This window comes from Alphaproteobacteria bacterium (genome assembly GCA_019635875.1).
Lineage (GTDB): Bacteria > Pseudomonadota > Alphaproteobacteria > Reyranellales > Reyranellaceae > JAFAZJ01.
The window spans coordinates 619,420-646,303 of record JAHBYP010000002.1 but is presented as its reverse complement, the minus strand read 5'-3'; the positions used below and the strand labels follow the sequence as shown (position 1 = coordinate 646,303).

Sequence of the window (26,884 nt, the reverse complement as noted above, 5' to 3'; positions counted from 1 at the left end):
TCGGCTCAGCGGGCCGCGTCCGTCGGCCCGCTGTCGCCTTGCGGCACGCCCGCGCGCCCGAAGCCCTCGACGACGGCCTGAATCACCCGTTTGCCGGCGCGCCGGGCGTTGAACTGCACGAAGCGCGCGATGCTGAAGGTGGGATCGCGCACGAGCAGCGCAGCCAGCGCCTCTTGTGCGGGTTGGCCCGCGGCACCCAGCGCCGCAACCAGCGCGCGCCATGCCGACAGCCTGTCGTCGCTGTGCGCGACCGCACGTTCGGCCCACGACACAGCCTCGTTGAGCTGCCCGAGCATGAGGTGGGCGTAGGATATGCCGGTCATCGGCTCTCCGGCACCTGGATCGATCGGATCGAGCCTTATTGCCTCGTCGAAATGGTCCAGCGCGCGTTCGGGCCGATCGGAATAGAGCTGTACCCAGCCGGCGGCGGCCCGAGTCAGTGCGGAGTTTGGATGCAGCGCGACCGCGCGCTCGACCAGCTCCAGCGCGGTCGTGCGCCGATGCTCGAGATAGGCGAAGACGATGCCGACCTGCGCTAGAACCGTCGGCTCGTCGGCACCGTGGTCCAGGGCCGCTTCGGCCAGCCGGATAGCTTCGGCGGCGTTCTTCTCCGGGTTCGGGAAGATCTGTGAGACCTGCCACATCCGGCACCAGCCGGCGGCGGCAAGCGCGAGGGGAAAGGTCGGATCGAGCGCGATTGCCTGGTTGAGCCAGTCGAGTGCCGCCTCGCAGTTCTCGCGCGTCATCGGGTGCATGCGCCAGATCGCCCGCAAGTATGCTTCGTAGGCGTCCCGGCGGTCGGTCGGGCGGCGACGCACCTCCTCGATCTCGGATCGCCGCAGATTCGGCTCGATGGCCGAGACGATGCGGGTCACGATCTGGTCCTGCAGCGCAAAGATGTCGGCATCGGCGCCGTCGAAGCGGTCGCTCCAGACCTCCCTTCCATCGGCGGTGCGTATCAGCCCGACATTGACGCGAACGCGGCCGTTGGCGCGGCGTACGGCGCCGGAGATCATGTAGCGAACCGACAGCTCGCGGCCTATGGCCATCGGCGTAAGGTCGCGGTCGCGCAATGCGAAGGCCGATGCGCGGGCGATCACGGTGAACCAGCGCACGCGCGACAGCGCCGTGATCAGGTCCTCAACCAGGCCGTCGGCAAAGAACGTCTGGTCGGCGTCACCGCCCAGCATGCGGAACGGCAGGACGACCAGCGACGGTCCCTGCCCGATCCCGACCGACGCCAGGGCGCCCGGCGCCGCGGGCACCGAATCGGGCCGTGGCAGCGTCCCGCCGAAGCGATAGCCGCGTCCGGGCACGGTAATGATCATGGCGGCGCCGGAATCGCCGAAGGCTTTGCGCAGGGCAGAGATCTGGACGGTGAGATTGGCCTGCTCGACGACACCGCGCCCGGGCCATGCGGCGGCCATCAATTGCTGCTGCGAGACGACTTCGCCCCGCGCCCGGATTAGGGCGAGAAGCAGATCCGTTGTGCGGGCACCGAGGGACTGGCGGCGCTCGCCGTCCATCAAAGTGCGGCTTCGCGGCAGCAGACGCCAGCGCCCGATGTCGACAACCTGCTCGTCCACGGTCCCGCCATCGCCCGGTTTCAACGCGACAGTGACCAGTATACACGCAGGCCGCTCGAACACTCCGTCCGGTTGTGCTCCCCGACGCCCTACAGCGTCGGACGGACCTCCTCGACCTCGAAGCACTCGATCTGGTCGGCAGGGCGGATGTCCTCGTAGTTCTCGAAGGCCATGCCGCACTCGAAGCCGTTGTTGACCTCGCGCACCTCTTCCTTGAAGCGCTTGAGCGTCTTGAGCGTGCCTTCGTGGATGACGGTGTTGTCACGCAGCAGGCGCACCTTGGCGCCGCGCTTGACCACGCCCTCGGTGACCATGCAGCCGGCGACGTTGCCGACCTTGGTGATCTTGAAGACCTGCCGGATCTCGGCGTAGCCGAGGAAGTTCTCCTTGTAGGTCGGATCCAGCAGACCCGTCATCAGCGCCTTCACGTCGTCGACGACGTTGTAGATGATCGAGTAGTAGCGGATCTCGATCTTGTCGCGCCTGGCGACCTCGCGAGCTTGCGGATTGGCGCGCACGTTGAAGCCGATGATCACGGCGTTGGAAGCGCGCGCCAGGGTGACGTCGGACTCGTTGATGCCGCCGACGCCGCTGTAGAGCACCCGCACCGCGACCTTCTCGGTGCTGAGCTTCTGCAGCGAGGCGGCGATCGCTTCGACCGAGCCCTGCACGTCGGCCTTGATGACCACGGGCAGATCCTTGGCCGTGCCCTCGCGGATGCCCTTGAGCATCTCCTCGAGGCTGCCGCGGCCGCCGGCCTCCTTGGCGAGCTGCGCCTGGCGGTCGCGCCGGGCGCGGAACTCGGCGATCTCGCGGGCGCGTGCCTCGCTGTCGACGACGTGGAACTCGTCACCGGCCTCGGGCGTGCCGTTGAGACCCAGCACTTCGACCGGATACGCCGGCGGCGCCGCATCGACCTGCTGGCCGCGATCGTCGACCAGACGACGCACGCGGCCCCACACGGCGCCGGCGACGAAGACGTCGCCGCCATGCAAGGTGCCGCGCTGTACCAGCACCGTCGCCACCGAGCCGCGGCCCGGATCGAGCTTGGCCTCGACGATGGTGCCCTCGGCCTCGCGGTTCGGATTGGCCTTGAGATCGAGAATCTCGGCCTGCAGCAGGATGGCCTCCTGCAGCTTGTCGAGATTGATCTTCTTCAGCGCAGAGACCTCGACCGACTGCACGTCACCGCCGAACTCCTCGACCTGCACCTCGTGCTGCAGCAGGGCCTGGCGCACACGGGCGGGGTCGGCGCCGCCCTTGTCGATCTTGTTGATGGCGACGATCATCGGCACCTTCGCCGCCTTGGCGTGGGCGATGGCCTCGATGGTCTGCGGCATGATGCCGTCATCGGCCGCAACCACCAGCACGACGATGTCGGTCACCTTGGCGCCACGCGAGCGCATCGCGGTGAACGCCTCGTGGCCCGGGGTATCGAGGAAGGTGATCTTCTGGCCGCCTTCCAGCGTGACCTGATAGGCGCCGATATGCTGGGTGATGCCGCCGGCTTCGTGCGCGGCGACGTCGGTCGAGCGCAGCGCGTCGAGCAGCGACGTCTTGCCGTGATCGACGTGGCCCATGATGGTGACCACGGGCGGGCGCGGCAGCAGCGACTCGTCGGCGTCGACGACGGTGCCCAGGCCGACCTCGATGTCGGCCTCGGTCACGCGCTTGGGCGTGTGGCCCATCTCGGAAACGACCAGCTCGGCGGTGTCGGCGTCGATCACCTGGTTGATGGTCACCAGCTGGCCCATCTTCATCAGGATGCGAATCACGTCGACGCCGCGTTCGGTCATGCGGCTGGCGAGCTCCTGGACCGTAATCGTCTCGGGGATCGTCACCTCGCGATAGAGCTTCTGGGTCTGCGCCTGACCCGTCTGCATCTTGCGCTTTTCCTTCTCGTTGGCCCGGCGCAGCGCGGCGACCGAACGCCCGCGAATCGTGTCCTCGTCGTTGAGCGCGGCGTTGACGTCGACCTTGCCGGTGCGCCGCTTGGGGTCCTCGCGGCGGCCCGGCGTCGTCGGCCGCTTTGGCGGCGCCATCGCCGGCCGGCGTGGCGCGGAGGGGCCCAGGCCCGACCCCGGCGGGCGCGGTCCCGGCCCGGGTCCGGGCGCACGGCGAGGCGCCGGCGCCGCGTCCTCGGCACCGATCTCGGCGAGTTGCTGGGCTCGGCGCGCCGCGACCGGCGAGTTGTCGGCCTTGGCCTGCGCATCGCGCAGATGGCGCTGCGCCTGTCCTTCGGCACGCTTGCGCGCTTCTTCATCAGCCTTCTTGCGCGCCTCTTCCTCGGCGGCGCGCCGCTCGGCTTCCTCGCGCTGGCGGCGCTGGCGCTCCTCGTCGGCCGCGCGCAGCTTGGCCGCCTCCTCGCGCTGCTTGCGGCGCTCCTCGTCGTCGCGCACCGATCCGACAAGCGCCTTGGCGCGCGCCTCGCGTTCCTCGGGCGTCAGCGTGCGCAGCACAACGCCGCGGCCCTGCGGTCTTGTTGCCGGGGCTGGCGTTGGACGCACGATCCTCGCCGGCGTCGCCGGAGCCGTGCTCGTGCCTCGCGGCGCGGTGGTGCCGGCCGGGCGCAGGTTCGCTGCGGGTGCAGGACGGTTGGTGGTGACTGCCGGTGTCGCCGGCGGCGCGGCCGGGCGGGGCGCCGGCGCGGAAACCGCGGGCGCCGCCGTGGCCGTCGCCGGCTCAGCCGCCGGGGCGGACGTCGGCGCCGGAGGCGGCGATGGCGCTGGCGGTGGCGGTGGCGGCGCCTCGACCTTGACGGGCGCGGTTGCCGGTTTCGCGGCAGCTGGCGCGGCCGGCCTCGCCTCGGCGGGTCTGGCCTCGGCGGGCCTGGCCTCGGCGGGCCTGGCCTCGGCGGAGCGCGCTGGCAGTGCGCGAGCCGCCGGTGCGGCCGGAGCGACCGCAGGCGCCGCTGTGGGCGCGGCCGCCGCCGGGCCGACGATGCGCTTCTTCTTGACCTCGACGGTCACCGCCTTGGTGCGCCCATGCGAGAACTTCTGGCGCACCTGCCCCGCCTCGACCTTCGGTTTCAGATCAAGGCGGCCGGCGCCGGCGAGCGTCAGCGGCTTGCTCTGCTTGGTCTCGGTGCTATCCGTCATGTTCAGCCGTTCTCCGATCCTCGGTACGCCGTCGACGACGACGCCTGGGTGTCATAGCCCTCGCCGGCGTCCATACGCCCGCGAAAATCCAGGAAGCGATCGATCGCCGCGGCGACCGATGCGGCGGCACCGCGAGCGATGCCGATATAGGTCGCGTTCTCGCGACCGAAGATCCTGCCCAGGGTGGCCGCGTCGCAGAACGCGACCATCCGCACGCCCCAGCCGGCGAGCTTGGCGCGCCCGTCGCTGTCCTGGGCATCGGTCGCGACCACGACCAGCGCGATCTTGCGGCCGCGCAGGCGTTCCTCGACCTTGGCGAAACCCGACACCGCGTGTCCGCCACGGCGGGCGAAGCCCAGCGCGCCCAAGGCGCGCTCCAGCAGCTGCCGCTCGATCAGATCGGCGAGGCCGGCATCGACGCTGACCTGGCGCCTGGCGCCGCGCGCGAAGGCTTTGCGGGCGATCGCCTTCTCGAGGGCGGCGCGCGTGGGCGTCAGCCACAGGCCGCGGCCCGGCAGCCTGCCGGCGAGATCGGGCACGACCTGGCCGTCGGGGCCGACGACGAAGCGCATCAGCCGCTCGCGCGGCAGCACCTCGCCGGTGGCCAGGCAGGTGCGCAGCGGCCCGCGCTCGTCGTCGCCCGAGGCGACCACGGCCGTTGCGTCCGCTGTTTCAGTACCCACCACGTCCAGCATGCCCGTTCCGTCGCTCCCTTACTCCGCCGCCGCGTCCTGCTGACCTTCGTCCTGGCCTTCGCCCTGGCCCTCGTCGGCGAACCAGTGGGCGCGCGCCTTCATGATGATGGCGTTGGCCGTGTCGAGGTCGAGGTCGAACTCGCGCAGGATGCCGTCCTTGGGATCGACCAACTCGTCGCCCGACAGGTCGGCGAGGTCGTCGAGGCTCTTCACGCCGGCCTCGCCCAGGCTCACCAGCATCGCCGGCGTCAGCCCCTCGATGTCGCGCACCTCGTCGGCAACGCCGAGCTCCTTGCGCTTCTCCTCGAATTCGCCGTCGCGCTTCTCGATGAACTCGACGGCGCGGCGCTGCAGCTCCTGCGCCAGGCCCTCGTCGAAGCCCTCGATCGAGGTCAGCTCGCCGAGCTCGACATAGGCGACTTCCTCGATGCGCGTGAAGCCCTCGGCGACCAGCAGATGGGCTATCACCTCGTCGACATCAAGCGCGGCGACGAAGGCATCGACGCGATCGCGTGTCTCCTTTTGGCGGCGCTCCGACTCCTCGGACTCGGGCAGGATGTCGATGTCCCAGCCGGTGAGCTGCGAGGCCAGCCGCACGTTCTGGCCACGCCGGCCGATCGCCAGCGACAGCATGTCGTCGGGCACCACGACCTCGAGCTTGCCATTGTCCTCGTCCATCACGACCTTGCTGACCTCGGCCGGCGCCAGCGCGTTGACGACGAAATTGGCCGGCTCGGGCGACCACGGGATGATGTCGATCTTCTCGCCCTGCAGCTCCTGCACGACAGCCTGCACGCGCGCGCCGCGCATGCCGACGCAGGCGCCGATCGGATCGATGCTGGGATCGTGGCTCAGCACGGCGATCTTGGCGCGGCTGCCCGAATCGCGCGCCACCGCCTTGATCTCGATGATGCCGTCGTAGATCTCCGGCACCTCCTGCTTGAACAGCGCAGCCATGAACTGCGGATGGGTGCGCGACAGGAAGATCTGCGGGCCGCGCGGCTCCTCGCGAACGTCGTAGATATAGGCGCGCACGCGGTCGCTGGGGCGCAGCGCCTCGCGCGGGATGCTTTCGTCGCGGCGGATGATGGCCTCGGCGCGGCCGCCGAGATCGACGATGACGTTGCCGAAATCGACGCGCTTGACGGCGCCCGAGACGATCTCGCCGACGCGGTCCTTGAACTCCTCGTATTGCCGCTTGCGCTCGGCCTCGCGCATGCGCTGGGTGATCACCTGCTTGGCGGTCTGCGCGGCAATGCGGCCGAAATCGATCGGTGGCAGCTCGTCGGTGAGGAAGTCGCCGACCTGGGCCTCGGGGTTGCGGCGCTGCGCCTCGGGCACCGCGATCTGCGTCGCCTCGTTCTCGACCACGTCGACGACCTGCATGAAGCGCAGCAGGCGGATCTCGCCGTTGCGGCGGTCGATTTCGGCGCGGATGTCGTGCTCCAGGCCGTACTTGGAGCGGCCGGCCTTCTGGATCGCCATCTCCATCGCCTCGAGGACCTCCTCGCGGTCGATGCTCTTCTCGCGCGCCACCGCGTCCGCGACCTGGAGCATCTCCAGGCGGGGGATGTCTGCGGTCGTTACCATGTCATCGCTCCCATCCGTTCAGTGTGCCGAAGCCGGCGCGCGTCCAGCGGCGCCGGAATCGTCGGACTTCGAACTCTCCTCGATCAACGCGTCCGTCAGTACAAGCTTGGCCCGGTGAACCGTCGAGAGCGGGATGGCGATCTCGCCGCCCTCGTCCATCCGCAGGCGGGCGATGTCGTTCTCCAGACCCAGGATCACGCCCTTGACCCGGCGGCGGCCGTCGACCGGTTCGCTGAGCTCGACGCGCGCCACGTGGCCCGCCCAGCGCGTCCAATCCTTGCGCCGCGTCAGCGGCCGGTCGATGCCCGGCGAGCTGACCTCCAGCTCGTAGGCATGCGGGATCGGATCCTCGACATCGAGCACGGCCGACACCGATCGGCTGATCGCGGCGCAATCCTCGACCGACATGGCCACGCCGTCGAGGCGCTCGGCCATGATCTGCAGCCGGCCCTCACGACCTCCGGCCATCAGGACGCGCACGAGTTCATAACCCAGCCCCTCGATGGTCGGTGCCAACAGGGCCGCGATGCGCCGTTCCGGTTCCGTCAGTCGACCGTTGTCCACTGGCCTTCCGTCTTGCCCGGCGGCCCACGATCCCGGTGCTTCAAACGACAAGAGCGGGCTTTCGCCCGCTCTTTGTTGTTAGGTCCGGTATCGGACCGCCTGTAATGTGCCGCTGCATATAGTAAAGGGCCCCCCGCGAGTCCAGCGGAATCGGGCCGAAACGTTCCTTTCGGGGGCCGCCCTTGCGCCGGATCGGGGCGGGCTGATACCACGCTTTCGGGGGCCCGTAGCTCAGCTGGTCAGAGCGGACCGCTCATAACGGTTTGGTCGCAGGTTCAAGTCCTGCCGGGCCTACCACGAACCCGCCACGAACCCGACGGCACGATGGGTGGATCGGACCTGCGGCCTTGCGCTTCTTGCCCGGCTCTCCAGCTGAAATGGCGGAGTTATCAGGGCAGTACCCGGATTCTCTCACCTCCGCGGCAACAATACGTTCCTGTGACGATCGATTTCTGCGACAATCCGGGTCCGGCCGCACACCGGCTACGGTGCTGGGAATGAGCGACGCGCAATCTGCCTACGATCGCGGCGACTATCCGACCGCTCTCCAGCTCTGGTCGGCTCGCGCGCTGCGGGGAGAGGCGAGTGCCCAGGTCAATCTCGGGTGGATGCACGCCCGGGGCCAGGGAACGCCCAGGAATCTTGCCGAAGCGATCAGGTGGTTCCGGCTGGCCGCCGAAGCCGGGGATGCCAGTGCCCAGACGACCTTGGGGGTGATGTACGCCGGTGGCCGCGGCCTGCCGCGCGACGATGTCGAGGCGATCAAATGGTTCCGGCTCGCCGCTGCGCAGGGCCGCGCGGTCGCCCAGGCCGCCCTCGCGGAGATGGATGCCGAGGGCCGGGGCGCGCCGCTGCAGGTTGGCCGGTCGGTACGGGAGGTGGAGCCGGCCTCCAAGGCACAAGCCGTGCACTTGTCTCCTGAGATTCTGCACAGCCCAGCGTGGCGCGGCCTCAGCGGACCGGCTGTCAAGGTCTGGCTGGAGCTGCGCAGCAGATTCACGGGCGGCAACAACGGTCAGCTGACCTTGAGCCTGGACGAGGGGGCACGCCTGCTGCGGCTGGGCAAGGCAACCGTAAAGCGCGCCTTCGACGAACTTCAGGATGCCGGCTTCATAGCCCTGACCAGTCGGGGCCAGTGGAAGGGCCGGATTCCCAGCAAGTGGGCGATGACCGATCTTGATCTCGATGGGGAGAGGGCGACAAAAGCGTGGCAGGGCCGTAACTTAGCCAACGGAGAAAAGCTCGGTACCACAATGGTCCCATCCCGGGATTAGGGGTCGGAACGGGAACCGAAACGGGCCGCCAGAGTGAACCTTTTGGGTGTGATTGCGATTTGTACCGCATGTGTCGGTTCTATTGTGTTTCGGTTTCAATATGGACCGACAGTATCCGGGCCGTATTGAAACCGAGAGATCTGATGGAGCCTAGCTCGTCGTGTCGCGCTTGCCGCCTGCCATTACTTCACCATGTGCAGCCCGGCCGCGATAACGCACATGGACAGAGCCGTGTATCCGGCCAACGCGGCGTAACGGCGGATCACGTCGCTGCGGATCTGCTGGATCACCGTCTCGGGGTAGCCGGGCGGCAGGTCACGCCCCCGATCCAGCAGCAGCCACGCCTCCGTTCGCCGAATCGGGACTCGCAGCGCATTGCGATGCTGGAACTCCAGGACGAGGTACATGAAGGTGGTGAGCGCTGCACCCACCTTGAAGCTCAGCACAAGGTCGAAGGCCAGCCCGGCCATGGTCGTGGCGATCGCGAGCACGCCGAAACCGCATCCGCGCAGCACGCACATCTCGACGACGTACTCGATGCGGTTCATGGTCCGGCCTCCAGCCGCGCATCATGCGATGGGCCGGCCGGAGTGGTCCATCCCTAGCCGGATACCATGTTGCCGAGGGGTGGCACGAGCCCGGCCACCCGCATGACGACGTAGAAGACGTAGCGCGCGACCAGCACCCAGAAGCCGGCGACGAGCGGCAGAAAGGCCGCGAGCACGAAGCCGGGGGTGATCGGCCGCACGAGTGCCAGCAGCCAGTCGGTCAGGCGGCAGAAGTTCCGCCAGATGTAGTTTGGATGCCCAGGCGGGAAGAACAGGCCCAGGACGAAGCGACCGATGCACGTCCAGAACAGTGCCGACAGCAGGTAGTTCGGCACCTGGTAGGGCCAGTAGGCCCAGAAAAGATTGACCGTCTCGCCCACGCCTCGCTCCGCCGCCCGGAAGTGGAACGCGGGGCCACAGGCCCCGCGTCTGGCTTTAGCGTATCTGGCAGCGCTATTCGACCAGCGCCGCCTTCTGGCTGGTCAGCCGGACCCCGCCCTTGGGGACGCGGATCGAGTCGATGAAGTCCTGCATCGCGCGCGACGGGGCCGGCGTCATCAGGCTCACCACCACGGTGACGAGGAAGGCAACCGGGATGCCGAAGATGCCGCAGGAGATGTTGCGAATGCCGAACCACAGAGGCATGCCGTAGTACTGGGTGCCGATCAGATAGAACAGGCAGAGGCCGAAGCCCGCCGCCATGCCGGCGCCGGCACCCCAGGCCGTGGTGCGCTTCCACCACACGCCCAGCACCAGGGGCGCGAACAGTCCCGAAGCGGCGAGCGAGAAGGCCCACGCGACCATCGCCACGATCGTTGACGGCCGGGTCGATGCCGTCGCCGCCGCCGCGATGGCGACGAAGATCAGGATGACGCGGGCCACGATCAGCCTGGCCTTGGCGTCGGCCTTGGGGTTGATCATGCGGTAGTAGAGATCGTGGCTGAGCGCGTTGGCGATCGCCAGCAGCAGGCCGTCGGCGGTCGACAGCGCGGCAGCGAAGCCACCGGCGGCCACGAGACCCGATATCACGTAGGGCAGGCCGGCAATCTCCGGCGTCGCGAGCACGATGATGTCGGGATGGAAGGTCAGCTCCGACAGCTGCAGGATCCCGTCGCCGTTGGCATCCTTGATCGACAGCATGCCGGAGATCTCGGCCCATTTGGCGACCCAGGCCGGCAGCTTGGCGATCTCGGTGCCGACCAGGCTGCCGTAGACCTCCCACTTCGCGAAGGCGGCATAGGCCGGCGCTGTGAAGTAAAGCAGGAAGATGAACAGCAGGCTCCAGGCCACTGACTTGCGGGCTTCACGGACGTTGGGCGTCGTGAAGTAGCGCATCAGGATGTGCGGCAGCGAAGCCGTGCCGATCATCAGGCAGAGGATCAGGAACAGGAAGTTCAGCATCTCGGTGGTACTGAACTGGCCCCTGGCGTCGACGAAGGGCGCGACGTGGTGCTTGACCACACCCAGCTTGTCCTCGAGCGCGGTGATCGCCTCGAGCGCCTGGCCGTACATGATCTGCGGCACCGGAACCCCGGTCTTCTGTGCCGACAGCCAGACCACCGGGATCAGGTAGGCGACGATGAGGATGATGTACTGCGCCACCTGGGTCCAGGTCACCGCCCGCATGCCGCCGAGCATCGAGCACACCAGGATGCCGAGCAGGCCGACATAGCAGGCGACCTCGAAGTTCAGCCCGATGGTCCGGGCGGCGATCAGGCCGACGCCGAAGACCTGTGCCACGACGTAGGTGAAGGACGCCGCCATCAGCACGACGACGCCCAGCAGCCGCACGGTGTTGCTCTCGTAACGGGCGCCGAGGAAGTCGGGCACCGTGTACTGGCCGAACTTGCGCAGGTATGGCGCCAGCAGGATGGCCACCAGCACGTAGCCGCCGGTCCAGCCCAGCACGTAGCCGAGGCCGCCATAGCCCAGCACATAGAGGGAGCCGGCCATGGAAATGAACGAGGCGGCGCTCATCCAGTCCGAACCGGTCGCCATGCCGTTGTAGAACGCCGGCACGACGCGACCCGCCACGTAGTACTCTGAGACCTGCGCGGTTCGCGACAGGTAGCCGATGATGGCGTAGACGAGGATCGTGCCGAGGATGAAGCAGTAGCCGATGATCTTCTGCCCGAGGCCCATCTGCTCGAGGATGGCCAGTAGGATCGTGAACCCCACGAAGCCGCCGGTGTAGATGCCGTAGATCCGGCCGAGATTGCTGATGAAGTCGCCTTTGGTCGCCATGATCGCCCCCCTCAGTCCTCGGCCACGTTGAACTCTTCATCGATGGCGTTCTGCCGTCCGCCATACCAGAAGATCACCCAGACGAAGATGATCAGCGATCCCTGGGCCGCCATGTAGAAGCCCAAGGGGAAGCCGAGGATCTTGACCTCGTTCAGGGGCACGGCGAAGAAGTGGACCGCGAAGCTGAAGATGAACCAGATGGCCAGGACCCCCCACATCAGCGTGCTTGTCCTGTTCCAGTACGCCTTGGCTTTCTCGGGCGTGAGGCCTGTATCCGACATTGGCGTTCCCTTCCCAATTTGGCGGTAATGTTTCATGGCCCGCGCCCGTCCCGCCATTCGACCTTGGTCGTAATGCGGATCGGGCGGTCTTGCCGTTCTGTGGCGCGGCTCGAGGAGGGATCGCGATGAAGCTGCTCGGCGTCATCCTGTCGACGCTCGGCGCGCGGCGCGTGTCGCGGCGCATCGCCGACGCGGCGGCGTTCGCCGATTTCGCCGGCCGCGAGGCGCTCTATCTCGCGCAGAAGACGACGATCGAATATTGCCGCGCGCGCTCGGGCTTCAACTACGAGAAGCTGTCCAAGGAAAAGACGTTCATCGAAGCCTTCGACATCGCGCGCGCCGAGGCGTTCGCGGCCTGCCTGTCGGACGTCGTGCTGGTTGCCGAGGCCAGGCTGCGCCAGGCGGTGCCTGCCGGGCGCGAGGCGGTCTTCGAGGCGGCGCTGCGGCGCGGCTTTGTCATTGCGCTTGCAAGCGTGCCGCCGCCCGCCGGCGATGCCGCGCGGTGGGAAGCGGCGGCAGCGGACTTCGCCACACGGCTGGCGCACGCGCGTCTCGCGCCTCCGCGCCGTCCCGACGAGATCGCGCGGCATGGTGGCCGCCGGCTGTTCCAGGCGCTGCCGTTCGATCGTGCCGTCGTGGCTTATGACGGCGAGATGGTGGTCAATGCTCTGCGCTTCGCCATGGTCCGCTTCGACGGGCTGGCCGCCGGCGAGATCGATGTCGCGGCGCTCGTCGCCGACCTTTGTGGCGATCCGCCCGGTCCCGCGCGATGAGCCGGGTGGCGACCACGCTCGCGGGCAGCCGGTTTGTTGCGCTCGACACCGAGACCACGGGCCTGTCGGTATGGCGGGACGCCGTGGTCTCGATCGCGCTCGTAGAGCTCGTCGATGGCCACCCGGCCGCCGCGCCGCTGATCGACGCGCGCGTGCGGCCCGGCCGGTCGATTCCGGCCAGCGCCACCGCCATCCACGGGATCGCCGACGCCGATGTCGCCGCGGCGGCGCCGCTGTCGTCGCTGTGGCCGCGGCTGACGACGGGGTTCGACGGCGCTGTGGTCGTCGGCCATGGCATCGGTTTCGACATGGCCATCCTCAAGCGCGAGGCGCGCCGGGCGGCATTGCCCTGGCGCGCGCCGCCGACCCTTGATACCCGGGCGCTGTCGGTGGCGCTGGAGCCGCGCCTTCTGCACCTCGATCTCGCCGAGATCGCCCATCGCCACGGCGTGGAGTGCGGCGCCCGCCACACCGCCTTGGGGGATGCCCTGACGGCGGCCCGGTTGTTCGGCCACCTGGTCGGTCGCCTCGAGGCGATCGGCGTGCACACCGTCGCCGCTGCCGCCGCCTTCGCCGAACGCGCCCACGCGCTGCGCTGAGGAGGCGGCCCCACGATGGACGTTTCGGCCCTCAGAACGCTCGACAGCTGGCCCTACCGGCATCGGCTGGCCGACGTGATGCGCACGCCGGTCGCGACGGTGACGGCCGACACCACGCTGGCCGAAGCCGCTCGCCGGATGGTTCAGGCCGGCATCGGCGCCCTGCCGGTGGTCGATGACGGTGGCTGCATCATCGGCATCCTGTCCGAGCGCGATGCATTGCGGCTCGCTGCCGAGGGCGGCGCGCCCACCGCGCATACGGTCGGCTCGCTGATGTCCGCGCCGGTCGATGCGATGCCGGCCGACACCTTCGTCTATCGGGCCCTGGCGCGGATGCAGCGGCGCGGCTTCCGCCACATGCCGGTGGTTGATGCGGCAGGCCATCCGGTCGGCATGGTATCGGCCCGTACGTTGCTGGCGCAGCGCGCCGCCTTCGCGCTGGCGCTTGGCGACGAGATCGATGTGGCTGCCGATGCCGCCGCCCTGCGCGCTACCCACGACCGACTGCCGGCCCTGGCGACCGCGTTGCTCGCCGACGACGTGTCGCCACCTGCCGTGGCCGCCGTGATCGCCGCCGTCACCCGCGACATGACGGGCCGGGCGGCGGCACTCGCGCAGGCGGCGATGATCGAGGACGGCAGGGGCCCCGCGCCCTGCGGGTGGTGCCTGCTGGTGCTGGGATCGGCGGGGCGCGGCGAGAGCCTGCTGGCGCCCGATCAGGACAATGCGCTGATCCTCGATCCGCGGCCGGAGCAGGACGCGTCTGCGGTCGACGACTGGTTCGCCGCCTTTGCCGGTCGCCTGAACGCGATCCTGGATTCCGGCGGCATCCCGCTCTGCAAGGGTGGCGTGATGGCCCGCGAGGCTGATTATCGGCGCACGCGCGCGGGGTGGCGCACGACCGTCGCGCGCTGGGCGGAGAATCCCGACGGCGAAGCCGTGCTGGCGGCTGACATCTTTTTCGACCTCGTATCGGTGGCCGGCGACGCGACGCTGGCCGACGGGCTGCGCCAGGACGCGATCGCCGCCGTTGCGAGCTCGCCGCTGTTCCTGCGCCGGCTGGCCGAACCGGTGGGCGGTGCCGAGGCGGCATTGGGCTGGTTCGGCACCATTCGCCTCAAGGAGGGTCGCGTGGACGTCAAGCGCGCCGTCCTCATGCCGATCGTGGCGACGCTGCGCGTGCTGGCGCTGCGACGCGGCATCAAGCAGGTGGCCACGAAAGAGCGCCTGCGGGAGCTTCGTGCGCAGGGCGTGGTAAGCGAGGCCGACGCGACGGCGCTTGAGAGGGCGCGCGAGACGGCAATGGCGGTATTGCTGCGCCAGCAGATCGCCGACATCACCGCCGGCAAAGCGCCGGGCAATGCCGTCGATCCGGGCATCCTGGATCGCCCCGCCCGCCGGGCGCTGCGCTGGTCGATCGAGCGGGCGACGCTGATGCCCGGCTTGGTCGGCGACGCCCTGTGATCGCGGGCGCACCTTGACCATTTCGGTCGGCGGGAGCGATGGTTTGGCGATGGCCGTTCCCGCCGCATCGCCGCAGGCCTTCCTCGTCGCCGACGATCACCCGATGGTGCGCGATGCGCTGGGCACCGCGCTGGGCCAAAGCTTCCCCGGCGCGCTTATCGCCACCGCCTCGACCCTGGCCGAAACCGAGGCGGCGCTGGAGCGCGAGCCTGAGTTCGACGCGCTGCTGCTCGATCTCGACATGCCCGGCATGGATGGGCTGACCGGCCTGGCGCTCCTGCGCTCCAACTATCCGGCAGTGCCGATCATTGTCGTCTCGGCGGCGCAGGATGTGCAGATCGCACGGCGGACCATCGAGTTCGGTGCTTCGGCGTTCATCGCAAAATCGGCGCCGCTCGACGAGATCGGCGGGGTGGTGCGCGGCGTGCTGCGCGGGGAAGTCTTCGCGCCGCCGGGCGTGCCGGCCGGGTCGGGGTCCGCCGAGTCATTCGCCCAGCGCGCCCAGCAGCTGACGCCGCAGCAATGGCGGGTGCTGTCGCTGATGGTGCACGGGGACCAGAACAAGGTGATCGCCCACAAGCTGGGTGTCGGCGAGGCCACGGTGAAGGCGCATGTCACCGTCATCCTCAGGAAGCTCGGGGTGCGTTCGCGCACCCAGGCGGTGATCGAGGCGCGTCACCTCGCCTTGCCGCCGGCGGGGTGAAGGTGTAGACGGGCCGCGTCCGCGACATCCAGCCAGGGAGGACCGCGTTGGGCACATACAACCAGTATCAGACGCGCGGTCCCGTCACCGCCCCACGATCCGAGCGCATCGTGGGGCCGGCCGACAGCAGGGACTGACGCCGCAGGCGTTCCCGACGAAGTCTGGTCTGCCCCCAGGGCGCGTGCGCGCGCCCGTTTCCAAGACGGCAAGACCAGCGAGATTCCCATGGCTACCATCAGCCTGCGCGGCGTGAGCGTCCTGACGCCCGATCCGCTTTTCCGTGACCTGACCTTCGTCGTCGGCGAGTCCGATCGCATCGGCCTCGTGGCCGGCAACGGCGCCGGCAAGACCACGCTCCTGCGCTGCCTCGCCGGCGCCGCCGAGCCGACGTCCGGCGACATCGTGCGTTCGCGCGGCCTGCGCATGGGCATCGTCGAGCAGGATGTGCCGGCGACCTGGCTCGACCTGACCCTGGCCGAGGTCGTGCGCCGCGGCCTGCCCGCGGCGATGCGCGAATCCGAGTCGTGGCGCGTCGATCTCGTGCTCGACGAGTTCGAGACGCCCGCCGACATGCGCGAGCGCGTCATGCGCGCGCTGAGCGGCGGCTGGCAGCGCCTGGCGCAGATCGCGCGCACCTGGGTCGCGGATCCCGACGCGCTCCTGCTCGACGAGCCGACCAATCATCTCGACCTGGAGAAGATCCGGCTGCTCGAGGCGTGGCTGACGTCGCCGCTGCGCCGCGTGCCGATGGTGATCGCCAGTCACGACCGGCGCTTCCTCGATACATGCACCAACCGCACGCTGTTCCTGCGGCCGGAGGCCTCGCGCTACTACGACCATCCGTTCTCGACGGCGCGCCGGTTGCTTGCCGACGATGACGCCGCGCAGGAGGCCAGGTTCGCCAGGGATGCGCGCGAGGCCGATCGCCTGCGGCGCAGCGCCGGCGAGCTCAAGAACATCGGCATCAACAGCCTGAGCGACGCGGCGCAGAAGAAGGCGGCGCAAATCTACCGGCGCGCCGAGGCGCTCGAACGCACCATGAAGCCGGCCCATGTCGAGCGCGCCGGCGACATCCGGCTGGCCAATCGCGGCACGCATGCGCGCGTGATGCTGGGTCTCGACAGGGTCACGGTACGCACGCCCGACGGCCGGGCGCTGTTCACGACGGGCAGGCTCGAGATTCGACAGGGCGATCGGATCGTCGTGCTCGGCGCCAACGGCGTCGGCAAGTCGCGCTTCGTCGCCCTGCTACGCCAGGCGATCGCCGCGCCAGACAGCGTCGCGGGTGTGCGCATCAGTCCGACGTTGGTCCTCGGCTATGTCGACCAGGCGATGTCGCATCTGCCCGACGACAGGACGCCGCTGTCGTTCATCACGGAGACGTTTCGGCCCGGCGATCAGCGCGCCACGAGCCTGCTGGCGGGGGCCGGCTTCCCGCTCGACCGCCAGCGCCGTCCGATCGCGACGCTGTCGCCCGGCCAGAAGGCGCGGCTGGGCCTGCTGGCGCTGCGACTGGCCGATCCGAACTTCTACCTGATGGACGAGCCGACCAACCACGTCGACATCGCCGGGCAGGAGCGGCTGGAGCGGGAGATCCTGGCGCACGAGGCGACGTGCGTGCTGGTCTCGCACGACCGGCATTTTGCGGCCGCGATCGGCACGCGCTTTCTGCTGGTCGACAAGGGCGCGATGGTCGGGATCGACGCGGCGCCGGGGTTTTCCCCGGCCTGAGGTGCGGCCAGGGCAGGGTTGACTGGTGTCACCCCGAGCGCAAGCGAGGGGTCCAGGCCGGCCCTGGGTCCCTCGCTGACGCTCGATATGACAAGGGGGAATTGACCAGCCGCACGCCGCTGCGAATCCCTTGCTTGCCGCGCTCGGCATGAGAGAGATGATTTCGGCCCGTCCGGGCATTGCTTTAGGGTGGCCGCCCGAAGGCACGGGGGAGAGCATGAAGCATCGACTGGGCCGGCGCGACCTCATCGCCGCGACACTGATCGTCGCGCTGGGCGGCTGCGCGCAGCGATCCAGGCCGACGGTGGCCGCCCCGCCCGCCCCGCCGCGCCAGGTCTACAATCCCGGCGACGTCGACCCCGGTCTCGCGGAGAAGATCCAGTTCCACGCCGATCGCAACCAGGTGCCGGTCGAGCTGGTGCACAAGGTGATCCGCCGCGAGAGCCGCTACCAGCCGCGCGTCGTCGGCGCCGGCTTCGCCATGGGATTGATGCAGATCAAGTTCAGCACCGCGCGCGGCATGGGTTACGCCGGCACGCGTGACGGGCTGCTCGACCCCGACACCAACCTGCATTGGGGCGTCCGCTACCTTGCCGCCGCCTATCGCTACGCCGGCGGCGATCCGGTGATGGCGGACCGCCACTACGCCAGGGGCTTTCCGTACCGGCCCTGACGGCGCTGCTGTCACGCCGTCAGCCGCTCCGTGGGGCGGCCGCGCAGGCGCAGCAGCGCCCGCAGCGCAGCCGGCTTCACTGGCTTGTACAGCACCTCCACGCCCCGCGCGCGGGCGCGGGGACGCAATGTCGGATCGCGGTCCGCGGTAAGCACCGCGGCGGGCACGGCGAGCGCCCAGCGACGGCGCAGGGTCTCGATGATCTCCAGCCCGTCCGGCCCTTCGCCGAGATGCAGGTCGGCGACCACCAGGTCGGGGAAGCGACCGGCGCGGTCGACCGCCTCGATCGCTTCGTCGAGCGTGGCGGCGAGCGCGACCTGGCAGCCCCAGCCGCCGATCAGCGCGGCCATCGCCTCGAGCACCTGTGCCTCGTCGTCGATGCACAGCAGGAAGGCCTCGGGGTCGAAGACCGGCGCCGTCTGTTGCGTCAGTGCCGCCGGCGGTGCGGCGATCACAGAGGCGATGCGGCACACGTCGACATGAAAGGTCGACCCCTGGCCCGGCGCGGAACGCAGGCCGATCGGCAGGTCGAGCATGCGCGCGATGCGCTCGACGATGGCCAGCCCGAGCCCGAGGCCGCGCTCGCGCTCGCCGCGCTCGTCGTCGGCGTTGAGGCGCACGAACTCCTCGAAGATCATCGCCTGTTTGTCGTGGGCGATGCCGCGGCCGTTGTCGCGTACCTCGATGCGCAGCCGGTCGCCGGCGCGGCGGCAGCCGAGCAACACGCGCTGCGGCCGGCCCTCGGCGGCGCCGTAGCGGATGGCATTGGATAGCAGATTCTGCAGGATGCGGCGCAGGAAGGCGGGATCGGTCGACACGAAGGCGCGGCTCGGCACCACGCGCAGCTCGACGCCGTGGCGCTGCGCCAGCGGCGCGAAGGCGGTGGCCAGCGACTCGAAGAGCGGCTGCAGCGCGAAGGGCCGCGTCTCGGGCTGGAAGGCGCCGGCGTCAAGCTTGGAGATGTCGAGCAGCGCGTCGAGCAGCGATTCGACGGCGCCGAGGCTGAGGTCGATCTTGCCGCCCAGGTCGTTGTGCGGCTCGCGATCGATCAGGGCCGCGGTGAACAGGCGGGCGGCGTGCAGCGGCTGCAGCAGGTCGTGGCTGGCGGCGGCGATGAAGCGCGTCTTGCCGAGGTTGGCCGCCTCGGCCTCGGCACGGCTCGCCTCGAGCTCGGCGGTGCGCTCGATGACGCGCTGCTCGAGGTGCTCCTTGGCCTGGCGGAGGTCGGCCTCGGCCCGTCGCGCCTGGGTGATGTCCTGGTAAAGCAGGAAGAATCCGACGACGTCGCCGTTGTGGTCGAGGTGCGGGATATAGGTGCCGGCGGCGACCTCGATCTGCACGTCGTTGGTCGGGAACTCGATCTCGAAATGCTGCTCCTGTCCCGCGAGCACACCGTCGATATGCGGCTTGAGCTGGCCATAGCGCTCGGCGCCGATCACCTCCAGCGACGTGCGGCCCTCGGTCTGCTGGGCGGTGAGGTTCAGCGCCTGCTGGTAGGGCCGGTTGGTGAAGCGGTAGCGCTCGTCCTTGTCGAGATAGGCGATCAGCACCGGCACGTTGTCGGTGTAGACGCGGATGCGCCGCTCGCTGTCGCGCAGCGCCTCGGCCGTGCGCACGCGCGACGTGACGTCGTGGCAGGTGGCGACGAAGCCGCTGCCGGGCAGCGGATCGAGCCGGAGCTCGACGACGCGGCCGCCGCTCACCAGCTCGTGGATCTGCGCCGTGTCGGGTCGGCTCAGCAGACGCTCGACCTCGTCGGGGCCGCCGAGCTGCGCGGCCGGCGCGCCGACGGCGACCTTGTCGGGATCGAGCGACAGCAGGGTGGTGAAGCGCTCGTTGGAGATCTCCAGCCGGCCCTCGCGGTCGAAGGCGGCGATGCCCATGCCGACATGGTCCAGCGTGTTGCGCAGGATCTCGTAGTTGTAGCGGATCGCCTCCGACGCCTCGTCGATGATGGCGCGCGCCGTTCCGGGCAGGATCAGGCCGCGCCGCGCCGAGGCGGCGACGATGACGCGTGCCGAGGCGGCGCCCAACGTGCCCGACAGCGCCCGCTCGGTGCGCGCCAGCGCGGCCTGTGTCGAGAGCGGCCCGCCGGCGAAGACACGCTCGGCGCGCTCCGGCCCGATGAAGCGCGCCACGAGGTCGCGCAGCTCGGCGATGCGCGTCGCGGCCACCGGCACCGGCGAGGCGGGCTGCTCGGGATCGGTGCCGAGCACAAAGGAATCGGCTTGCTGGCGATCGCGGCCCAGCGGACGGGCGAGCAGGGAGACGCCGACCAGCAGCAGCGTGTTGACCAGCATGCAGACGATGAAGCCCTGACCGACCGGATCGAGCTCGGCCAGCGATCCGGGCAGCCACGGCTGCAGCGGCGTGCTCTGCCTGCCGCCGCTGGTCGCCTGGCCCAGCGAGGGCAGCAGCAGGGCGTAGAGCCAGACGACGAAGCCGCCGGCCAGGCCGGCGACGACGCCGTAGCGGTGCGCGCCCCGCCAGTACAGTCCGAGCACCAGTCCGGGCGCGAAATTCGCCACGGCGCAGAACGAGATCATGCCGATCGAGGCCAGCGGCAGGTAGCCCGAGATCACCCGCTCGTAGGCGTAACCGGCGAGCAGGATGAGCACGACGGCGATGCGGCGCACCAGCACGACCGTGCCGCCCATCTCGCTGGCGCGGCCGGCCTCGCGGCGCAGCAGATAGGGCATCACCAGCTCGTTGCCGATCATGCTGGAGAGCGCCATGCAGGCGACGATCACCATCGATGTCGCCGCCGACAGGCCGCCGATGAAGACGAACAGCGACAGCCAGTTCTCGCCGCCGCTCATCGGCAGGCGAAGCACGAAGAGGTCGGGATCGCTGCCCGGTCCCAGCAGCAGCAGCCCGCCTACCGCCAGCGGCACGACGAACAGGTTGATCAACACCATGTAGAGCGGGAACAGCCAGCGCGCGGTCCTGAGGCTTGAGGGATGGTCGTGCTCGACCACGGCGACGTGGAACTGGCGCGGCAGGCAGAGGAAGGCCGTGCCAGCCAGCAGCGTGAGCACGATCCACGACAGCGTCGAGCCCTGGTTGGTGACGCGATCGGCGATCGCCGGCGCTGCCGCGACCTTGGCCAGCAGATCGGCCGGCCCGTCGAACAGGACGAAGAGCACGAAGGGGCCGACGGCGAGCAGGGCGGCGAGCTTGACCACCGACTCGAAGGCGATGGCCAGCATCATGCCGCGATGCTGCTCGGAAGCCTGCACGTTGCGCACGCCGAACAGGATGGTGAACACCGCCATCAGCGCGGCGACGAACAACGAGGTGTCGGTGTAAACCACTGCCGACGCGCCGCTGTGGTCGCCCGAGCCGGCGATCGCCTTGAAGCTCGAGGACACCGCCTGCAACTGCAGGGCGATGTAGGGCAGCACGCCCACCGAGGCGAGCAGCGTGGCAGTGACGCCGACGGCGCGGCTCTTGCCGTAGCGCGAGGCGAGGAAGTCGGCGATCGATGTGACGTTGTTGCGCTTGGCCGCCTGCACCATCTTGCGCAGCATCGGATAGCCCGCGATGACCACGATCGCCGGGCCGACATAGATCAGGACGAAGTCGAGTCCGCTGGTCGCGGCGCGGCCGACGGCGCCGTAAAACGTCCACGACGTGCAGTAGATCGCCAGCGACAGGCTGTAGACCACCGGCCCCATGGCGCCGGTCGACCAGGTGCGCGCGTGGCGGTCGCCGAGCCACGCCACCGCGAACAGCAGCCCGAGATAGGCGAGCGAGAGGCCGAAGACCGCTGTCTCCTGCAGCATTGTCCCGTCCGAAGGTGTTTCTTCCCAGGAGGCATAAGACTACGCGGCCGGGACGCTGTCCATGCGCGCGCCTGGGCCGCCACGTTGATCCGGCGCCGCCCAGCCGCTACAACCCGCGCCAATTCCGACATCCCTGCCCGAGGATCGCCCGATGGCCGCCTACCAATACGTCTACGTGATGAAGGGTCTGTCCAAGACCTATCCCGGGGGCAAGCAGGTGCTGAAGGACATCTGGCTGAGCTTCTTCCCCGGCGCCAAGATCGGCGTGCTGGGTCTGAACGGCTCGGGCAAGTCGACGCTCCTGCGGGTGATGGCCGGGCAGGACGACAATTTCACCGGCGAGGCCTGGGCGGCCGAGGGCGTGAAGGTCGGGCTGCTGGCGCAGGAGCCCGAGCTGGATCCGACCAAGGACACGCTGGCCAACGTCATGGAGGGCGTCGGCGAGACGGCTCACCTGCTGAAGCGCTTCGAGGAAGTGTCGGCGGAGTTCGCCAATCCGGACGCCGACATGGACAAGCTGATCGCCGAGCAGGCCGAGCTGCAGGAGAAGATCGACAACGCCAATGGCTGGGACCTGCAGCGCACGGTCGAGATCGCCATGGACGCGCTGCGCTGCCCGCCGGGCGACGCCGACGTGAGCAAGCTCTCCGGTGGCGAGCGCCGGCGCGTGGCGCTCTGCCGGCTGCTGCTGTCGAAGCCCGACATGCTGCTGCTCGACGAGCCGACCAACCACCTTGACGCCGATTCGGTGGCCTGGCTGGAGCGCTTCCTGCACGACTATCCCGGCACCGTCGTCGCCGTGACCCACGACCGCTACTTCCTCGACAATGTCGCCGGCTGGATCCTCGAGCTCGATCGAGGCCAGGGCATTCCGTGGGAAGGCAACTACTCCTCGTGGCTGCGCCAGAAGGAGACGCGGCTGGCGATCGAGGAGAAGACCGCCGATGCCCGCCGGCGCACACTGCAGCGGGAATTGGAGTGGATGGGCCAGAGCCCGCAGGCGCGGCGCAGCAAGAGCAAGGCGCGCATCGCCGCCTACGAGCAGATGCTGGCCGAGAGCGACCAGCAGACCCTGGACAAGGCGCAGATCGTCATCCCGCCCGGCCCGCGCCTGGGCGACCTCGTGATCCGCGCCGAGAAGATCTCCAAGGGCTATGGCGATCGCCTGCTGATCGACGGGCTGAGCTTCAACCTGCCGGCCGGCGGCATCGTCGGCGTGATCGGCGCCAACGGCGCGGGCAAGACCACGCTGTTTCGCATGATCACCGGCCAGGAGAAGGCCGACACCGGCAGCTTCACCGTCGGCCCGACGGTGAAGCTGGGCTACATCGACCAGTCGCGCGAGAGCCTCGATGCCAACAAGACGGTGTGGGAGGAGATTTCCGGCGGCAACGACATGATCATGCTGGGCAAGCGCGAGGTGCCCAGCCGCGCCTATTGCGGCGGCTTCAACTTCCGCGGCCCCGACCAGCAGAAGAAGGTCGGACAGCTCTCCGGCGGCGAGCGCAACCGCGTGCACCTCGCCAAGATGCTGAAGACCGGCGCCAACGTGCTGCTGCTCGACGAGCCGACCAACGACCTCGATGTCGACACGCTGCGGGCGCTGGAAGAGGCACTGGTCGATTTCGCCGGCTGCGCCGTCATCATCAGCCACGACCGCTGGTTCCTCGACCGCATCGCCACCCACATGCTGGCCTTCGAGGGCGACAGCCAGGTGGTGTGGTTCGAGGGCAACTACCAGGACTACGAGGCCGACCGTAAGCGCAGGCTGGGTGCGGAAGCCGACCAGCCCCACCGCATCAAGTACAAGCCGCTGGTGCGGGCTTGACTCCTTACCTTTCCCCCGCTGGCGGTGGAAGGTAGAAAGCCGCGTCGCCGCGCGCATTGCGGCGGGGGTCGAATTGTGCAAAGTCACCGCGAAAGGCGTCCGGACCGACCTCCGGCGGTCCTGTCGCGGCCTCCCTCCGCCGCGGCGCTCCCACTCATTGTCGGTGAATGAACCTTGTCGGGGATGCGGCAAACAATCAGCAGCTTCCTGCGATCGCCGATCGGACGTCTGCTGAAGGATATCGCGCGGCGCTACCGCGGCGGGCTGTGGACGGTCTTCATCGTCTCCAACGTCGTCGCCATCGTAGGCGCGCTGCAGTATCCGCTGATCACGGTGTTCGTCAGCGCCGTCGCCGGGCAAACGCCGCAGGACGGCATCACGTCGGGCATCATCGAGTGGCTGCATCAGCTGCCGGGCCTGAACACCTTCGAGGGCCAGCGTGGCGTGATCATCAGCATCCTGGTGGTGCTGTTCTTCCAGATCTCGCTCAACGCCCTGGTCGCCTATCTCTACTCGCGGGTCGTCGCCACCGTGAACGCCCGCATCGCCAGCGACCTCGTCGTGCTGGCCGCCGACAAGGCGCTGGGCATGCCGATCGAGTACTTCGACCGCTCGAACACCGGCGAGCTGCGCGCCAAGCTCACCGAGCCGCCGCTCAACGACATCCCGCACTTCATCTTCAGGCTGCAGGAGATCGTCTCACAGCTGGTGCGCCTGGCGGCGACGATCGTCGTGCTGTTCTGGCTGTCGACCCAGCTGACGGCGCTGATGGTGCCGGTGGGCATCATCATCGGCTTCCTGGTGAACCGCACCCACCGGCGCATCTTCAGCCTGCTCACCGCCATGCGCGCGGTCGAGATCAAGTTCGCCGGCCAGTCGCACGAGCTGCTCGAGGGCATGCGCGTCGTCAAGCAGAGCAACCAGGAACTGCGGATGCTCGATGCCTACGCGGATACCGGCGGCGACCTGATCGAGCGGCGCCGCGTGTTCGCGATCAAGCAGTCCGAGCAGAACTTCGTGCTCGAGGTCGGCGGCCTGCTGATGATCAGCTCGGTGTTCGGCGTGCTGGCGCTTTCGGACTGGGGCAGCTTCGGCGAGCGGCTGGGCATCGGCGTCGGCTTCTTCGCCGCGATGATCCGCGCCTATATGCAGCTGCGCCAGATCGTGGCCGACGTCAATTCGCTGGCGCCGCAGCTGCCTCGCGTGAGGGGCTACGCCGACATCGTGCTGGCGGTCGAGCAGGCCAAGCCGCCGCGGCCGGAAGAGCCACCGCCGCCGCCCACCGGCGCCGGCGCGCTCGACGTGCACGGCGTCTGGTTCCGCTACGTCGAGGATCGCTGGGCGCTGAAGGACATCAACTTCTCGGTGGCCCCCGGCTCGACCACGGCGATCGTCGGCCTGTCGGGCTCGGGCAAGACGACCCTTCTGGAGATTCTCGCCCATCTGCGCTTCCCCGAGCGCGGGCGCGTGACGCTCGACGGCAAGGACCTCGACGACTACGACGCCAACGGCCTGCGCGGCGCCATCGGCTACGTCAACCAGGAGCCTTTCATCTTCAGCGGCAGCCTGCGGCGCAACCTGGTGTTCGCCAAGCCCGACGCCAGCGAGGAGGAGATCGAGAAAGCCATCCGCATGGCGGCGCTGACCGACGTCGTCGCAGGCTTCAACGGCAATCTCGAGGCGGAGATGGGCGATCGCGGCCGGCTGCTGTCGGGCGGCCAGCGCCAGCGCGTGGCGCTGGCGCGCGTGCTGATGCAGCAGCCGGCCTTCCTCATCCTCGACGAGGCGACCAGCGCGCTCGACATCAAGACCGAGCGCGTGATCTTCGATCACCTGATGGCGACGCGGCAGGAGCGCGGCCTGATCGCCGCGACGCACCGGCTGGTGTCGACGACCAATTTCGACCGTATCGTCATGATCCACGACGGCCGCATCGTCGAGGAAGGCAGCCATGCCGAGTTGATGGCGCATGGCGGCATGTACCACGACCTGTTCAAGTTCCAGACCGACGCCATCGCCTTCGCGCCGCAGGCCAGCCTGGCGTAGCGGCGCTCGCATGGAAGATCCCCTGCTGCGATGACAGGGATCACCTTGATGGCGGCTCCCGAAGCCGGACCGCCGCATTCGTCTTCGCCAGCCGTTCCATCCGCTCGCGGCTCGTCGCGTCGGCCGGTGCGTAGAGCGAGACGGCGAAGTCGCTGTCGCGGCCGGCTGGCTGCAGCACGGCGAAGTCGAACTCCATGTCGCCGACCAGCCCGTGCCGCACTGTCTTGCGCCAGATCGGCGGTTCGGCGAGTTCGCGATCGGCCCACCAGCGCGCGAATTCCTCGCTCGACGCAATGAGCAGCGCCACCAGCGACGCCAGCACCGGATCGTCGGCCATCGCCGCCGTCGCCAGCCTGAACTGCGCCACCGTCGAGCGCGCCACAGTCTTCCAATCGACGAAGATCTCGCGCCACAGCGGGTCGAGGAACATGCGGCCGATGACGCTGCCGCGCGCCGGATCACCGCTGTCGAAGGCGCCCAGCAACAGGCGGGCTGGCCGGTTGGTGGCGACGACCTGGCGGTAGCGGTTGGTGATGTATGCCGGGTGCGGCGCCAAGCCGCCGATCAGCGACAGCAGGTTGGCCGCCGGCATCGCCTCGCCGACCGGGCCGTCGCGCCAGTCGAGGTCCGGCCGCGCCAGCCGGAACAGATAGGTCTGCTCCGCCTGGCTCAGCCGCAGCGCCCGGCCGAGCGCGCGCAGCGCATGGGCGGAGGCGTTCACGTCGCGGCCCTGCTCGAGCCAGACATACCAGGTGGCGCTGATGCCGGCGGCTTCGGCGACCTCTTCTCGCCGCAGGCCGGCGGTGCGGCGGCGTCCACCGGGCGTGATCCCGAACGCCGCCGGGTCGAGTCGCTCGCGCCGGTTGCGCAGGAACCGCGCGAGTTCGTCCCGCCGCGTGGTGGTTTTCATACCAGGATAATATCTTATCTTTTACCAGTGTAGAACTTCCTTAGGATCCCGGCCTCCCGACCAAAGGACCCCCGAATGTCCCCACTCGGCGAGATCCGCCAGATCGACTGTACGGCCATCTACGCTCGCGACCTGAAGGCGATGCGGCACTTCTACGAGCACGTCATGGAGTTCCCGCTGATCCGGGTGCTGAGCGAGCGGTGGATCGAGTACCGCGTCGGCGGCACGACGCTGGCCCTCGCGGTGCACGGCCCGCGCTTCGGCGGCACGCCGCCCGCTGCCGGAGATCTCTCGGTGCAGCTGGCGTTCCGGGTCGCGCCGTCGGAAGTGGCGCGGTGTGCCGCGGCATTGGAGACCAAAGGCGTGACGCTGATCGCGCCGTTGACCGACCAGGCGTTCGGCCATCGCACGATCTTCTTCCGCGACCCCGACGGCAACGTGCTCGAGATCTATGCGGAGATATAGGGGCGCCGGCGAACGATCGCGCGCGGC

The 26,884-nt window shown here is 69.1% G+C and carries 21 protein-coding genes and 1 tRNA gene; 11 read left to right on the top strand and 11 right to left on the bottom strand.

The window, feature by feature from the left end; genetic code table 11:
• Window positions 1-5: 5 nt before the first annotated feature.
• The 5 genes from KF889_09280 to rimP all read right to left on the bottom strand — a co-directional run bounded on the left by KF889_09280 (window position 6) and on the right by rimP (window position 7,533).
• A complete protein-coding gene (locus KF889_09280) occupies window positions 6-1,586 on the bottom strand; it encodes a winged helix-turn-helix domain-containing protein (protein MBX3499623.1) in 1,581 nt (526 codons plus the stop codon).
• Between the two features lie 89 nt (window positions 1,587-1,675).
• Window positions 1,676-4,684 carry a translation initiation factor IF-2 gene (gene infB / locus KF889_09275; GenBank protein MBX3499622.1) on the bottom strand — a complete coding sequence of 1,003 codons (3,009 nt, stop codon included), beginning with the start codon at window positions 4,682-4,684 and terminating at the stop codon, window positions 1,676-1,678.
• A 2-nt stretch (window positions 4,685-4,686) separates the two neighbouring features.
• On the bottom strand, window positions 4,687-5,379 hold the full coding sequence (locus KF889_09270; protein MBX3499621.1) for an RNA-binding protein: 693 nt from the start codon (window positions 5,377-5,379) through the stop codon (window positions 4,687-4,689).
• Window positions 5,380-5,397: 18 nt separating this feature from the next.
• Window positions 5,398-6,969, bottom strand: a complete 1,572-nt coding sequence (gene nusA, locus KF889_09265) for a transcription termination/antitermination protein NusA (GenBank protein MBX3499620.1) — start codon at window positions 6,967-6,969, stop codon at window positions 5,398-5,400.
• An 18-nt stretch (window positions 6,970-6,987) separates the two neighbouring features.
• A complete protein-coding gene (gene rimP / locus KF889_09260; GenBank protein ID MBX3499619.1) occupies window positions 6,988-7,533 on the bottom strand; it encodes a ribosome maturation factor RimP in 546 nt (181 codons plus the stop codon).
• 220 nt (window positions 7,534-7,753) lie between these two features.
• Between rimP and KF889_09255 the strand changes: the two genes are divergently transcribed.
• A tRNA-Ile gene (locus KF889_09255) sits at window positions 7,754-7,830 on the top strand.
• A 200-nt stretch (window positions 7,831-8,030) separates the two neighbouring features.
• Complete coding sequence (locus KF889_09250) at window positions 8,031-8,807, top strand: SEL1-like repeat protein (GenBank protein ID MBX3499618.1); 777 nt, start codon at window positions 8,031-8,033, stop codon at window positions 8,805-8,807.
• Between the two features lie 182 nt (window positions 8,808-8,989).
• On the opposite strand, the gene KF889_09245 is transcribed toward KF889_09250, so the two are convergent.
• From KF889_09245 to KF889_09230, 4 genes are all read right to left on the bottom strand, one after another.
• Complete coding sequence (locus KF889_09245; GenBank protein MBX3499617.1) at window positions 8,990-9,355, bottom strand: hypothetical protein; 366 nt, start codon at window positions 9,353-9,355, stop codon at window positions 8,990-8,992.
• A gap of 53 nt (window positions 9,356-9,408) precedes the next feature.
• Window positions 9,409-9,735, bottom strand: coding sequence for a YggT family protein (locus KF889_09240; protein ID MBX3499616.1), 327 nt, complete (start codon window positions 9,733-9,735; stop codon window positions 9,409-9,411).
• A 73-nt stretch (window positions 9,736-9,808) separates the two neighbouring features.
• Window positions 9,809-11,599 carry a cation acetate symporter gene (locus KF889_09235; GenBank protein MBX3499615.1) on the bottom strand — a complete coding sequence of 597 codons (1,791 nt, stop codon included), beginning with the start codon at window positions 11,597-11,599 and terminating at the stop codon, window positions 9,809-9,811.
• Between the two features lie 11 nt (window positions 11,600-11,610).
• A complete protein-coding gene (locus KF889_09230; GenBank protein MBX3499614.1) occupies window positions 11,611-11,880 on the bottom strand; it encodes a DUF4212 domain-containing protein in 270 nt (89 codons plus the stop codon).
• A gap of 125 nt (window positions 11,881-12,005) precedes the next feature.
• Between KF889_09230 and KF889_09225 the strand changes: the two genes are divergently transcribed.
• The 6 genes from KF889_09225 to KF889_09200 all read left to right on the top strand — a co-directional run bounded on the left by KF889_09225 (window position 12,006) and on the right by KF889_09200 (window position 17,823).
• Entirely contained in the window at window positions 12,006-12,653 is a 648-nt protein-coding gene (locus KF889_09225; protein MBX3499613.1) for a hypothetical protein, read from the top strand.
• A gap of 5 nt (window positions 12,654-12,658) precedes the next feature.
• Window positions 12,659-13,252 carry a 3'-5' exonuclease gene (locus KF889_09220; protein ID MBX3499612.1) on the top strand — a complete coding sequence of 198 codons (594 nt, stop codon included), beginning with the start codon at window positions 12,659-12,661 and terminating at the stop codon, window positions 13,250-13,252.
• 15 nt (window positions 13,253-13,267) lie between these two features.
• Complete coding sequence (locus KF889_09215) at window positions 13,268-14,716, top strand: CBS domain-containing protein (protein ID MBX3499611.1); 1,449 nt, start codon at window positions 13,268-13,270, stop codon at window positions 14,714-14,716.
• Between the two features lie 49 nt (window positions 14,717-14,765).
• The gene (locus KF889_09210; protein ID MBX3499610.1) at window positions 14,766-15,419 is read left to right on the top strand and encodes a response regulator transcription factor; all 654 of its coding nucleotides are present in this window, start codon (window positions 14,766-14,768) and stop codon (window positions 15,417-15,419) included.
• A 225-nt stretch (window positions 15,420-15,644) separates the two neighbouring features.
• Window positions 15,645-17,150, top strand: coding sequence for an ABC-F family ATP-binding cassette domain-containing protein (locus KF889_09205; GenBank protein MBX3499609.1), 1,506 nt, complete (start codon window positions 15,645-15,647; stop codon window positions 17,148-17,150).
• A gap of 217 nt (window positions 17,151-17,367) precedes the next feature.
• The gene (locus KF889_09200) at window positions 17,368-17,823 is read left to right on the top strand and encodes a transglycosylase SLT domain-containing protein (GenBank protein MBX3499608.1); all 456 of its coding nucleotides are present in this window, start codon (window positions 17,368-17,370) and stop codon (window positions 17,821-17,823) included.
• A gap of 11 nt (window positions 17,824-17,834) precedes the next feature.
• Here KF889_09200 and KF889_09195 read toward each other — a convergent pair whose 3' ends face one another.
• Entirely contained in the window at window positions 17,835-21,608 is a 3,774-nt protein-coding gene (locus KF889_09195; protein MBX3499607.1) for a PAS domain-containing protein, read from the bottom strand.
• A 151-nt stretch (window positions 21,609-21,759) separates the two neighbouring features.
• Between KF889_09195 and ettA the strand changes: the two genes are divergently transcribed.
• Window positions 21,760-23,436 carry an energy-dependent translational throttle protein EttA gene (gene ettA, locus KF889_09190; GenBank protein ID MBX3499606.1) on the top strand — a complete coding sequence of 559 codons (1,677 nt, stop codon included), beginning with the start codon at window positions 21,760-21,762 and terminating at the stop codon, window positions 23,434-23,436.
• 183 nt (window positions 23,437-23,619) lie between these two features.
• Window positions 23,620-25,482: an ABC transporter ATP-binding protein gene (locus tag KF889_09185; protein ID MBX3499605.1), complete on the top strand. Its 1,863-nt coding sequence runs from the start codon at window positions 23,620-23,622 to the stop codon at window positions 25,480-25,482.
• A gap of 40 nt (window positions 25,483-25,522) precedes the next feature.
• On the opposite strand, the gene KF889_09180 is transcribed toward KF889_09185, so the two are convergent.
• Window positions 25,523-26,392: a helix-turn-helix domain-containing protein gene (locus KF889_09180; GenBank protein MBX3499604.1), complete on the bottom strand. Its 870-nt coding sequence runs from the start codon at window positions 26,390-26,392 to the stop codon at window positions 25,523-25,525.
• A gap of 75 nt (window positions 26,393-26,467) precedes the next feature.
• Here KF889_09180 and KF889_09175 point away from each other — a divergent pair, with 75 nt between their 5' ends.
• Complete coding sequence (locus KF889_09175) at window positions 26,468-26,857, top strand: VOC family protein (GenBank protein MBX3499603.1); 390 nt, start codon at window positions 26,468-26,470, stop codon at window positions 26,855-26,857.
• Window positions 26,858-26,884: the final 27 nt, after the last annotated feature.

Bases quoted from the DNA above. Each gene is read 5' to 3' on its own strand.
- KF889_09200 (MBX3499608.1), top strand. From the start codon at position 17,368: ATGAAGCATCGACTGGGCCGGCGCGACCTCATCGCCGCGACACTGATC.
- KF889_09245 (MBX3499617.1), bottom strand. From the start codon at position 9,355: ATGAACCGCATCGAGTACGTCGTCGAGATGTGCGTGCTGCGCGGATGC.
- KF889_09230 (MBX3499614.1), bottom strand. From the start codon at position 11,880: ATGTCGGATACAGGCCTCACGCCCGAGAAAGCCAAGGCGTACTGGAAC.
- KF889_09185 (MBX3499605.1), top strand. From the start codon at position 23,620: ATGCGGCAAACAATCAGCAGCTTCCTGCGATCGCCGATCGGACGTCTG.
- KF889_09215 (MBX3499611.1), top strand. From the start codon at position 13,268: ATGGACGTTTCGGCCCTCAGAACGCTCGACAGCTGGCCCTACCGGCAT.
- KF889_09180 (MBX3499604.1), bottom strand. From the start codon at position 26,392: ATGAAAACCACCACGCGGCGGGACGAACTCGCGCGGTTCCTGCGCAAC.
- ettA (MBX3499606.1), top strand. From the start codon at position 21,760: ATGGCCGCCTACCAATACGTCTACGTGATGAAGGGTCTGTCCAAGACC.
- KF889_09235 (MBX3499615.1), bottom strand. From the start codon at position 11,599: ATGGCGACCAAAGGCGACTTCATCAGCAATCTCGGCCGGATCTACGGC.
- KF889_09205 (MBX3499609.1), top strand. From the start codon at position 15,645: ATGGCTACCATCAGCCTGCGCGGCGTGAGCGTCCTGACGCCCGATCCG.
- KF889_09270 (MBX3499621.1), bottom strand. From the start codon at position 5,379: ATGCTGGACGTGGTGGGTACTGAAACAGCGGACGCAACGGCCGTGGTC.
- KF889_09250 (MBX3499618.1), top strand. From the start codon at position 8,031: ATGAGCGACGCGCAATCTGCCTACGATCGCGGCGACTATCCGACCGCT.
- KF889_09210 (MBX3499610.1), top strand. From the start codon at position 14,766: ATGGCCGTTCCCGCCGCATCGCCGCAGGCCTTCCTCGTCGCCGACGAT.
- KF889_09175 (MBX3499603.1), top strand. From the start codon at position 26,468: ATGTCCCCACTCGGCGAGATCCGCCAGATCGACTGTACGGCCATCTAC.
- KF889_09195 (MBX3499607.1), bottom strand. From the start codon at position 21,608: ATGCTGCAGGAGACAGCGGTCTTCGGCCTCTCGCTCGCCTATCTCGGG.
- KF889_09225 (MBX3499613.1), top strand. From the start codon at position 12,006: ATGAAGCTGCTCGGCGTCATCCTGTCGACGCTCGGCGCGCGGCGCGTG.
- nusA (MBX3499620.1), bottom strand. From the start codon at position 6,969: ATGGTAACGACCGCAGACATCCCCCGCCTGGAGATGCTCCAGGTCGCG.
- infB (MBX3499622.1), bottom strand. From the start codon at position 4,684: ATGACGGATAGCACCGAGACCAAGCAGAGCAAGCCGCTGACGCTCGCC.